The sequence below is a fragment of the Intrasporangium zincisolvens genome, from assembly GCF_034724055.1.
GTDB lineage: Bacteria > Actinomycetota > Actinomycetes > Actinomycetales > Dermatophilaceae > Monashia > Monashia zincisolvens.
In genome coordinates this window covers 791,326-800,759 of record NZ_JAWIIL010000003.1, presented here as the reverse complement: position 1 = coordinate 800,759, position 9,434 = coordinate 791,326, and the positions used below count along the sequence as shown (strand labels likewise).

The following is a 9,434-nucleotide window of genomic DNA, read 5'->3' as shown; positions in this document are numbered from 1 at the left end:
GCCAGCTCCGCCTGCAGGGCTGCCGTGAGCGCACCGAGGCGGTGGGCCGGCCCGGTCTCGGCAACGCCAGCAGATTCGAACATGTGTTCGATTCTACGCGAGAGCCCCGCGCCCATCAAGGAGTTGTCCACATCGAGTTCGGCTGCAGCGCAGACCGATCCGCGGCGTGGCACCAATGTCGGCGGTCCCTGCGACGATGGCTGCATACGTGCCCTTCGCGTCGCGCTCGCGACTGCGGCCGGCGTGGCCGGAACCTGGGGCCGCGGAAGTGCCCGACCGATTGGATGCGGCATTGCCCCGGGTGTTATCGTTCCTTCCGCACCAAGGGGCTGTGGCGCAGTTGGTAGCGCGTCTCGTTCGCAATGAGAAGGTCAGGGGTTCGAATCCCCTCAGCTCCACCAACGGCAGAGAGACCGGACACGCATTTCGTCCGGTCTCTCTGCCGTTTCAGGACCAGTGGCTCGAGGAGCCGCCGCAGCGAAGCGAGGACGGCGGAGTCCCCTCAGCCCGAACTCGCGCGCTCAGGCTCGCACGACTGGTGGCGGCTTCCAGCGACCGGCGACGGCGCACGCGCTCAGTCGCGGACGCGGCGGTGGACGAACAGCGAATGGATGATCCAGAGGTCGACGAGGACGAGGATCGAGGACCAGTACGGCTGTACCGGGATGAAGAGGAAGTTTCCGAAGGCCTGGAGGCTGACGAAGATGATGCCGAGCCATCGCGCCCAAAAGGCTCCCGAGAGCACGCCGAACCCGGCCGCCACGACGATGAGGCCGACGACGAGAAGTATCCAGCCCCACGTCGATGCGCTGGCGTTGATGAAGTAGCCCTTGGGCTGCACGTAGAAGTCGCCCTTGGCCAGCAGGGCGATTCCCTGCAGGATCCCGAACCCGCCACCGATGATCATCAGGGTCGCGGCGAACGCGGCCCCACCCGTACCCCGAGGACTCACGTCGGACATTTCAGCTCTCTCCATCCGGGCGTCGCGACGTAGCCGAACCCGCCGCGAACCCGTTCGAGACTACCTCTGCGGCAATGTCTTCCGACGGCGAATCATCGAATTCCACAGGCGCACAATGTGCCTCGAAATCGTATTCTTGCCGTGACCGGAAACAAGCCTGAGATGTCGCGACATGTCCACGATGGCGGCATCGCCTTCGACAGGGCCCGCGGCTCGGGCAGGATCGGCGCATGACCGTCGCGCGATCACTGCTGCTGTTCGCCCTCGCCGCCCTCGCCGAGATCGGCGGCGCGTGGCTCGTCTGGCAGGGCGTCCGCGAGCACCGTGGCTGGGCCTGGGTCGGCGCCGGCGTCGTGGCGCTCGGCCTCTACGGCTTCGTCGCGACCCTGCAGCCGGATGCCCACTTCGGGCGGATCCTCGCCGCGTACGGCGGGGTGTTCGTGGCGGGATCTCTGCTCTGGGGCGTCGTCGTGGACGGGTTCCGCCCGGACCGCTGGGACGTCGCGGGCGCGCTCGTGTGCCTCGTCGGCGTCGCGCTCATCATGTACGCGCCGCGGGGCGCCTGACGCGTACGGTGGCCCGATGGGTCGCTTCCACGTCGGGGTCTCCGGGTGGCGCTACCCGTCGTGGCGCGGCGACTTCTACCCCAAGGGTCTGCCCCAGCGCCTCGAGCTGACGTACGCGGCCGAGCGGATGACCTCGATCGAGCTCAACAGCTCCTTCTACTCGCTGCAGCGGCCGACGTCGTACACGCGCTGGCGCGAGGCGGTGCCGCCGTCGGTCGACCTCGCCGTCAAGGGCGGCCGGTTCATCACCCACCTCAAGGCGCTGCGCGACGTGGAGACGCCGCTCGCGAACTTCTTCGCCTCCGGCGTCCTCGCGCTCGGTGACCAGCTCGGGCCGTTCCTCTGGCAGCTGCCCGAGCGGCTCACCTTCGACACCGACCGCGTCGGCGCCTTCCTCGAGCTGCTCCCCCGCTCGACGCGTCGGCTGGCCGACCTCGCGGCACGCCACGACGACAAGGTGGCCACCGACGACGCACTGACGAGCACCGACGCCGACCGCCCCGTCCGGCACGCGCTCGAGCCGCGTCACGCGAGCTTCGACACCGACGAGGCGCGCGAGCTGTGCGCGCGGCACGGCGTCGCGCTCGTCGTCGCCGACACCGCCGGACGCTTCCCCGTCATGCGCGACGCCACGAGCGACTTCCGCTACGTGCGCCTCCACGGCGAGACCGAGCTGTACTCCGGCGGCTACTCCGCCGCCTCCCTCGACCGGTGGGCGCGGCAGTGCCGTGCGTGGGCCGCCGAGGGCCACGACGTCTACGTCTACTTCGACAACGACGCGCAGGGACGTGCGCCCTTCGACGCCGTCGCCCTGCTCGACCGCCTCGACGCGGCCCCGACGCCTCCCGCCCCCGACGCGTGACCACCCGGCCCTCGCCCCCGCCACCGACCCGCTAGGTTCGGAGCGTGAGCCGCAGCGTCTACCTCGCCTCACCGGAGGGCCTCACCGGCAAGTCCGCGGTGGCCCTCGGGCTCCTCGACGCGTTGCTGCGCGAGGTCGGGTCGGTCGGGATCTTCCGGCCGCTGACCACGCTCGGCGGCACCGGGCCCGACGGCGAGGTCGACCACATCGTCGAGATGCTCGTCGCCCAGCCCGGCACCGACCAGAGCTACGAGGAGACCCTCGGCGTCACCTACGCACAGGCCCACGACGACCCGGACGAGGCTCTGCACCTCATCGTCGAGCGCTTCGGCCGGCTCGCGAGCCGCTTCCAGGTGATGCTCGTGCTCGGCTCGGACTACACGGACGTGTCCACCGGCACCGAGCTGTCGTTCAACGCCCGCGTCGCGGCCAACCTCGGCTCGGCCGTCGTCCTCGTCGTCCACGGCCGCGACCGCTCGCCGGAGCAGGTGCGGGTCGCCGCCGACGGGGCCCTCGCCGAGCTGCGCGCCAACCACGCCGAGCCGGTCGCCGTCATCGCCAACCGCGTCGAGCCCGACGACGTCGAGGCCGTCCGGGCGGCCCTCGCCGACCTGCCCTTCGCGGTGAGGGCCGTCCTGCCGGAGAATCCGCTGCTGCGCGCCCCGAGCTTCCGGCAGCTCACCGAGGCCACCGGCGCCCGGCTCGTCCTCGGCACCGAGGCGTGGATGGACCGCGACAGCCTCGGCCTCGTCGTCGCGGCGATGAGCCTGCCGAACGTCCTGCCGCGGCTGCGCACCGACGTCACCGTCATCGCCCCGAGCGACCGCACCGACCTCGTACCCGGCCTCGTGCTCGCCCACCAGTCCGGCACGTTCCCGAGCCTCGCCGGCATCATCCTCACCGGCGGCTACGAGCTCCCCGAGGCGATCGCGCGCCTGTCGGCCGGCGTCCAGCAGGACCTGCCGATCGCGCTGACCGACGCCGACACCATGACGACCGCCGGCCGCGCCGCCCGCGTCTTCGGGCCGATGACCCGGTCCTCCCGCAACAAGATCGAGGTGGCCCGGCGGCTCTTCTCCGAAGGCGTCGACCAGGCCGCGCTGCTCACCGCCATCGACGTGTCGGCCTCGCCCGTGCGCACCCCGCTGATGTTCGAGTACCAGCTCATGGAGCAGGCCCGCTCGGACCGGCGCCACGTCGTGCTCCCCGAGAGCGGCGACGACCGGATCCTCGAGGCCGCCGACGTGCTGCTGCGCCGCGGTGTCGCCGACCTGACGCTCCTCGGCGAGGAGACGACGGTCCGCGCCCGGGCCTCGACGCTCGGCCTCGACCTCGACGAGGCGCGCGTCGTGTCGAACACCGACCCCGACCTCGTCGAGCGCTTCGCCGCCGAGTACGCCCGGCTGCGCGCCCACAAGGGCGTGACGCTCGAGCAGGCCCGCGAGGTCGTCACCGACGTCTCGTACTTCGGCACGATGATGGTCCAGCTCGGCCTCGCCGACGGCATGGTGTCGGGGGCGGTCCACACCACCGCGCACACGATCCGCCCGGCCCTCGAGTTCGTCAAGACGCGCGACGGCGTCAAGACCGTCTCGAGCGTCTTCCTCATGTGCCTCGCCGACCGGGTCCTCGTCTACGGCGACTGCGCGGTCATCCCCGACCCCACCGCCGAGCAGCTGGCCGACATCGCCGTGTCGTCGGCCCAGACCGCCACGCAGTTCGGCATCGAGCCGCGCGTCGCCATGCTGTCCTACTCGACGGGTTCGAGCGGGTCCGGCGCCGACGTCGAGAAGGTCCGCGCCGCAACGGAGCTCGTCAGCGAACGCGCCCCCGACCTCGCCCTCGCGGGGCCCATCCAGTACGACGCCGCGATCGACCCGGCGGTCGGACGCGCCAAGCTGCCGGGCTCGGACGTCGCCGGCCGCGCCACCGTCTTCGTGTTCCCCGACCTCAACACCGGCAACAACACCTACAAGGCCGTGCAGCGCAGCGCCCACGCCGTCGCGATCGGACCGGTGCTGCAGGGCCTGCGCAAGCCGGTCAACGACCTCTCGCGCGGCGCGCTCGTCGACGACATCGTCAACACGGTGGCCATCACGGCCGTCCAGGCCCAGCAGCAGGAGCACGCATGACCGACGCCGCCCGACCCGTCCTCGTGCTCAACGCCGGGTCGTCGTCACTGAAGTACCAGCTCGTCGTGCCCGAGACCGGTGAGAGATGGGCCGGCGGCACCGTCGAGCGCATCGGCGAGGCGGGCAGCGACGCGACCGACCACGCCGGCGCCCTCGAGCGGATGGCGACGGACCTCCGCGCCGATGGGGTCGACCTGGCCACGATGAGCCTGCGCGCCGTCGGCCACCGGGTCGTGCACGGCGGCTCCGACTTCTCCGAGCCCGTCGTCATCGACGACGCCGTCCTCGACCGGGTGCGCGAGCTGAGCGCCCTTGCCCCGCTGCACAACCCGGCTGCGGTCACCTGCATCGAGGCCGCGCGGAAGCACTTCGATGTGCCCCACGTCGCGGTCTTCGACACGGCCTTCTTCTCCTCGCTCCCGCCCGAGGCGTCGACGTACGCCGTGCCGCGCGACCTCGCGCAGCGACACTCCATCCGCCGCTACGGCTTCCACGGCACGTCGCACCAGTGGGTCTCGCGGGCAGCGGCGGACCTGCTCGACCGTCACGTCGGTGAGCTGCGCCAGGTGATCCTGCACCTCGGCAACGGCTGTTCCGCCTCGGCGGTCCGTGGCGGTGTCGCGGTGGAGACGTCGATGGGCCTGACGCCCTTGCAGGGGCTCGTCATGGGGACCCGCTCCGGCGACGTCGACCCCGGCCTGCACGCCTACCTCGGCCGCGAGGCCGGGCTGTCGCTCGAGGAGGTCGACACCCTGCTCAACAAGAGGTCCGGCGTGCTCGGGCTCAGCGGCGTCAACGACTTCCGCGAACTCGAGGCCCGACTGGCCGCCGGTGACGCCGACGCCCGCCTCGCCTTCGACGTCGTCGTGCACCGACTCAAGCACTACGTCGGCGCCTACCTCGCGATTCTCGGTGGCGTCGACGTCCTCGTCTTCACGGCCGGCATCGGCGAGAACAGCATCGCCCTGCGCGCGGCCGTCACCGACGGGCTGGAGGGGCTGGGCATCTCGGTCGACCGGGCACGCAACGGCGCCCGCTCGCGGCAGGCGCGCGTCATCTCGCCCGACGCGTCGCCGGTGGTCGTCGCCGTCGTGCCGACCAACGAGGAGCTCGCCATCGCCCGGCAGACCGCCGAGATCGTCGGGCAGGACAGCTGAGCCTGGCCCGGCGCGAAGGCTGGGTCTGGCTGTGGCTCAGGCCTTCTCGCGCTCGAGGTACTCGCGGAGCGACAGCGGGCGGCGACCGGTGAGCCGCTCCACGTCGCCCGTGACGCCGTCGAGCTCGCCCGCGCGGATCGCCGTGTACGTCGACACCCACGCGTCGAGCTGCCACGGCGGGGCACCGTAGACCTCCCGCGACAGGTAGGCCTCCTCGACCGTCTCGTCGTGGAAGGTCACGTGCCGCCCGGTGACCTCGCTGTAGACCCGTGCCGCCTCCGCCAGGGTCAGCGCCTCGGGTCCGGTGAGGCTGTACGTGGCGCCGGCGTGCGCGGCGGGGTCGAGCAGCACGGCGACCGCCGACCGGGCGATGTCCTCGTGCGCGACGACGGCCGCCCGACCGTCGCCGGCCGGCCCGCGGATGACGCCGTCCTCGCCGGCCATGTGCGGCACGAACTCGAGGTAGAGGTTGTCGCGCAGGAAGGTCCACGCCAGGCCGGACGCGCGCAGGTGCTCCTCGGTGGCGGCGTGGTCGCGCGCCAGCGTGAAGGTCGCGTCGGGCGCTGCACCGAAGAAGGAGATGTAGACGACGTGGCCGACGCCGGCCGCGGCCGCCGCGTCGACGAAGGCGCGGTGCTCGGCGAGTCGGTCCGCATTCTCGGCGGCCGACACCATGAAGAGGGTGTCGACGCCGTCGAGGGCCGCCCGGGCGGCGTCGCCGTCGGCGTACGTGCACTCACGTGCGACCGCACCGGGCAGGTCAGGCGCCCGAGACGCGTCGCGGACGAGAAGGCGCTGGGCGACGCCCCGGCGGGCGAAGTCGCGGGCGACGAGCCCGCCGAGCCAGCCCGTGGCCCCGGTCACGGCGAGCGTCGGACGGTCGGTGGGTGCGGCGTCGGTCATCCTCCGAGCGTATTCCGCGGGGCGCAGCCCGGGCCGGGTCATCCACCGCAAGCGCGGCGCGGCAGCATACGGTGTGCTCGTGACCGAGAACGTGCGCTCCGACGCCTCACCCACCGCCGTCCCTCCCGGCGTCAAGGCCGCCAGCGAGTGGTCGTGGCGGCTGCTGCTCATCGGCGTCGCCCTCTACGCCGTCGCGATGGTGCTGCGAGGCGTGTCCGAGGTCGTCGTTCCCGTCGCCATCGCGGTGCTGCTCACGGCGCTGCTGCACCCGGTGGCCGCGCGGCTGCACCGGCGGTTGCCCACGGGCGCCTCGGCCGGCATCACGGTCTTCGGCACGATCGTCATCATCGGCGGGATGTTCACGCTCATCGGCACCCAGTTCACGGCCGGACTCTCCGACCTGACCAAGCAGGTCGCCACGGGCATGGGCCAGATCCGCGACTGGGTGCGCACGACGTTCAACATCACCGACGCCCAGTTCGACGAGTACTTCGACACGGTCCGCGAGAAGGTCAGCCAGTCGGGCAACCTCGGCGACACCGCGGCAGCGGTCGGGCTCACCGCGACGCACTTCATCGCCGGGCTGTTCATCGCCCTCTTCTCGCTGTTCTTCTTCCTCTACGAGGGGCCGCGCATCTGGGCCTGGATCGTGCGGCTGTTCCCGCACGCGGCCCGGGACAACGTCAACTCCTCCGGCATCGTCGCCTGGGGCCAGCTGTCGGCGTTCGTGCGCGCCACGATGATCGTCGCCCTCGTCGACGCCATCGGCATCTCGGTCGGAGCGGCGATCCTCAAGGTGCCGTTCGCCTTCGCCATCGGCATCCTCGTGTTCCTGCTCGCCTTCATCCCCATCGTCGGCGCTCTGCTGTCGGGCGCGGTCGCCGTGCTGCTCGCCCTCGTGGCGCACGGGCCCGCCGTCGCGATCATCATGCTGGCCGTCGTCATCGGCGTGCAGCAGCTCGAGTCGCACGTGCTCCAGCCGTTCCTGCTCGGCAAGGCCGTCAGCGTCCACCCCCTCGCCGTCATCCTCGCCATCGCGTGCGGGTCGATCATCGCCGGCATCGTCGGGGCACTCGTGGCGGTGCCGTTCGCGGCGGTCTCGAACGCGGTCGGCAAGCACCTGCTCTCGGGTGAGTCGAAGGACGAGCTCGACGGAGAGCTCGAGCACGCCGCCGACGAAGGCAGCACACCAGCCCAGGCCTGAGCGCCGGCCCTCACGCCCGAACGTTCAGCGCGGCGGGACCAGCACCTCCTCGAGGAAGGCCTGCACGGCGGCGTCCCACAGCTCTGGGCGCTCCAGGTTCGGGTAGTGCGCGGCGCCGGCCACCTCGGCGTGCCGGCCGTCGCGCACCCCCGCCGCGAGCCGCCGGCCCATGTCGCGGTGGTCGGGCTAGTCGAGGCCGCCGCAGAGGGCGAGGACCGGGACCTCGACCTCGCCGAGGCGGGCCTCCGCGTCGTGGACCGGCTCTGGCATGACGGCGTCAGGGCTGGCGTGCCGGGCCAGGGTGTCGGTCAGCATCTGCCGGCACCGCTGCACGGTGTCGCCGGCGACCTCGTCGAGCGTGCGCGTGGGCCCGGCACAGAAGGCGAGGCTGGCCTCGACGTAGGCGGCGGCGTCACGCTCGGCGATCGCCCGCTGCCACTCCTGCAGGATGCCGAGCACCCACGGGTCGGTGAAGGTGGGGACGCTCGTGGCCGTGCCGCTGACGACGATCGCCCGCACGAGGTCCGGGTGCTCGAGCGCGGTGTCGGTGGCCGCACCGCCGCCCATGGAGATGCCGACGAGCACCGCCGGCCCGGCGTCGAGGTGGCGCACGAGGGCGGCGACGTCGTCGCAGTGCCGGCCCGGCACGTCGAGGGTCGAGGCCTCGCCGTGCCCACGTAGGTCGGGCACGACGACGCGGTGACGGGCGGCGAGCACCTCCACCTGGTCGTCCCACATGCGGTGGTCGAGACCCCCACCGTGGAGCAGCAGCACGAGGTCGCCCTCGCCGGCGTCGGTGTAGGTGAGGTGGCCGTGGTCGAGGTCGAGGCGGTGCATGTGGTCACTCCCCGTGGGCGGTGGATGGGTCGGAAGACGGCGCGTGGCAGATCCGCCGTCAGTCGGTGCCGGTGCGGTCGGCGGCGACGACATCGGGGTGCAGCCGGTCGGCCTGTTCCCCCGCGATCCGCCGGACGCCGTCGGTGAGCCGGGCGATGACGTCGGCGCACCGCGCGAGGTCCTCGGGGTCGATGCCGGCCGTGGCCGACTCGAGGTTGGCGGCTTCGGCACGCTGCAGGTCGGCGAGGAACGTGCGGCCGTGCTCGGTCAGCCCGACGAGTCGCGAGCGGGCGTGCGCCGGGTTGTCGTGCAGCTCGAGGTGGCCGAGCCGCACGCCGTCGTCGACGACCTTCTGCACGCCCTGACGCGTCACGAGCAGCTCGCGGCCGAGGTTCGGCACCGTCTGCGGGCCGCCGTCGAGCACCAGCAGGAGGATCGCCCGCAATGGGAGGCCGACGTCGGTGCCCTCGAGCAGGTCGGCGACGGCACGCGCGGAGTACTGGTGCAGCGGCCGGACGTGACGCAGGACGGCGTAGGCGGCCTCAACCCGGTTCATGACAACCAAGTTGTCACATCTCCTGACGACCGGCAACTCTCTGCCCGCCCGGACCCGACTCCCCATGTCCCCCACCACATCGAGTGAGCACGAAACCTCACCCGTCACGCGACGCGTGTGGCGGGTGAGACGGAGTGCTCACTCGATGGAGGGGGCAGGCCGTGGCCCGGGGCGGGCCCCGCCGACATGCGTCGGGGTCAGCGGCACGCGGTGGACGGCGGTGGGTCTGGGCCTGGGCGCGCGGGGCCGGGCCCGA

The 9,434-nt window shown here is 72.2% G+C and carries 10 protein-coding genes and 1 tRNA gene; 6 read left to right on the top strand and 5 right to left on the bottom strand.

Going from position 1 to position 9,434, the window contains the following annotated elements:
- Positions 1-325: 325 nt before the first annotated feature.
- Positions 326-401: transfer RNA gene (locus RY076_RS12235), tRNA-Ala, on the top strand.
- Positions 402-574: 173 nt separating this feature from the next.
- Here RY076_RS12235 and RY076_RS12230 read toward each other — a convergent pair.
- The gene (locus RY076_RS12230; RefSeq protein WP_323098228.1) at positions 575-961 is read right to left on the bottom strand and encodes a DUF7144 family membrane protein; all 387 of its coding nucleotides are present in this window, start codon (positions 959-961) and stop codon (positions 575-577) included.
- Between the two features lie 230 nt (positions 962-1,191).
- Here RY076_RS12230 and RY076_RS12225 point away from each other — a divergent pair, with 230 nt between their 5' ends.
- The 4 genes from RY076_RS12225 to RY076_RS12210 are packed head-to-tail and all read left to right on the top strand — an operon-like array spanning position 1,192 to position 5,678.
- Positions 1,192-1,527 (top strand): YnfA family protein, encoded by a 336-nt coding sequence (locus tag RY076_RS12225; protein ID WP_323098226.1) that lies wholly within the window; start codon positions 1,192-1,194, stop codon positions 1,525-1,527.
- A gap of 16 nt (positions 1,528-1,543) precedes the next feature.
- Complete coding sequence (locus RY076_RS12220; RefSeq protein WP_323098223.1) at positions 1,544-2,389, top strand: DUF72 domain-containing protein; 846 nt, start codon at positions 1,544-1,546, stop codon at positions 2,387-2,389.
- Between the two features lie 44 nt (positions 2,390-2,433).
- Positions 2,434-4,521, top strand: coding sequence for a phosphate acetyltransferase (pta, locus tag RY076_RS12215; RefSeq protein WP_323098221.1), 2,088 nt, complete (start codon positions 2,434-2,436; stop codon positions 4,519-4,521).
- Positions 4,518-5,678 carry an acetate/propionate family kinase gene (locus RY076_RS12210; protein WP_323098218.1) on the top strand — a complete coding sequence of 387 codons (1,161 nt, stop codon included), beginning with the start codon at positions 4,518-4,520 and terminating at the stop codon, positions 5,676-5,678. Before pta ends, RY076_RS12210 begins: the two co-directional genes overlap by 4 nt.
- 36 nt (positions 5,679-5,714) lie before the next feature.
- Here RY076_RS12210 and RY076_RS12205 read toward each other — a convergent pair whose 3' ends face one another.
- A complete protein-coding gene (locus RY076_RS12205) occupies positions 5,715-6,581 on the bottom strand; it encodes an SDR family oxidoreductase (RefSeq protein ID WP_323098216.1) in 867 nt (288 codons plus the stop codon).
- 79 nt (positions 6,582-6,660) lie between these two features.
- Between RY076_RS12205 and RY076_RS12200 the strand changes: the two genes are divergently transcribed.
- A complete protein-coding gene (locus RY076_RS12200) occupies positions 6,661-7,785 on the top strand; it encodes an AI-2E family transporter (RefSeq protein ID WP_323098213.1) in 1,125 nt (374 codons plus the stop codon).
- Positions 7,786-7,809: 24 nt separating this feature from the next.
- Here RY076_RS12200 and RY076_RS12195 read toward each other — a convergent pair whose 3' ends face one another.
- From RY076_RS12195 to RY076_RS12185, 3 genes are read right to left on the bottom strand one after another with little or no spacing between them, the layout of a single operon-like run.
- Positions 7,810-7,956, bottom strand: coding sequence for an alpha/beta fold hydrolase (locus RY076_RS12195; RefSeq protein ID WP_323098212.1), 147 nt, complete (start codon positions 7,954-7,956; stop codon positions 7,810-7,812).
- 15 nt (positions 7,957-7,971) lie between these two features.
- Positions 7,972-8,622: an alpha/beta hydrolase gene (locus RY076_RS12190; protein WP_323098210.1), complete on the bottom strand. Its 651-nt coding sequence runs from the start codon at positions 8,620-8,622 to the stop codon at positions 7,972-7,974.
- Between the two features lie 58 nt (positions 8,623-8,680).
- A complete protein-coding gene (locus RY076_RS12185) occupies positions 8,681-9,178 on the bottom strand; it encodes a MarR family winged helix-turn-helix transcriptional regulator (RefSeq protein ID WP_323098207.1) in 498 nt (165 codons plus the stop codon).
- Positions 9,179-9,434 lie beyond the last annotated feature (256 nt).

What these genes read in the sequence shown, in the direction of transcription:
- RY076_RS12230 (WP_323098228.1), bottom strand. Translation starts at nt 961, where the DNA reads ATGTCCGACGTGAGTCCTCGGGGTACGGGTGGGGCCGCGTTCGCCGCG.
- RY076_RS12225 (WP_323098226.1), top strand. Translation starts at nt 1,192, where the DNA reads ATGACCGTCGCGCGATCACTGCTGCTGTTCGCCCTCGCCGCCCTCGCC.
- RY076_RS12220 (WP_323098223.1), top strand. Translation starts at nt 1,544, where the DNA reads ATGGGTCGCTTCCACGTCGGGGTCTCCGGGTGGCGCTACCCGTCGTGG.
- RY076_RS12210 (WP_323098218.1), top strand. Translation starts at nt 4,518, where the DNA reads ATGACCGACGCCGCCCGACCCGTCCTCGTGCTCAACGCCGGGTCGTCG.
- RY076_RS12205 (WP_323098216.1), bottom strand. Translation starts at nt 6,581, where the DNA reads ATGACCGACGCCGCACCCACCGACCGTCCGACGCTCGCCGTGACCGGG.
- RY076_RS12195 (WP_323098212.1), bottom strand. Translation starts at nt 7,956, where the DNA reads ATGGGCCGGCGGCTCGCGGCGGGGGTGCGCGACGGCCGGCACGCCGAG.
- RY076_RS12190 (WP_323098210.1), bottom strand. Translation starts at nt 8,622, where the DNA reads ATGCACCGCCTCGACCTCGACCACGGCCACCTCACCTACACCGACGCC.
- RY076_RS12185 (WP_323098207.1), bottom strand. Translation starts at nt 9,178, where the DNA reads ATGAACCGGGTTGAGGCCGCCTACGCCGTCCTGCGTCACGTCCGGCCG.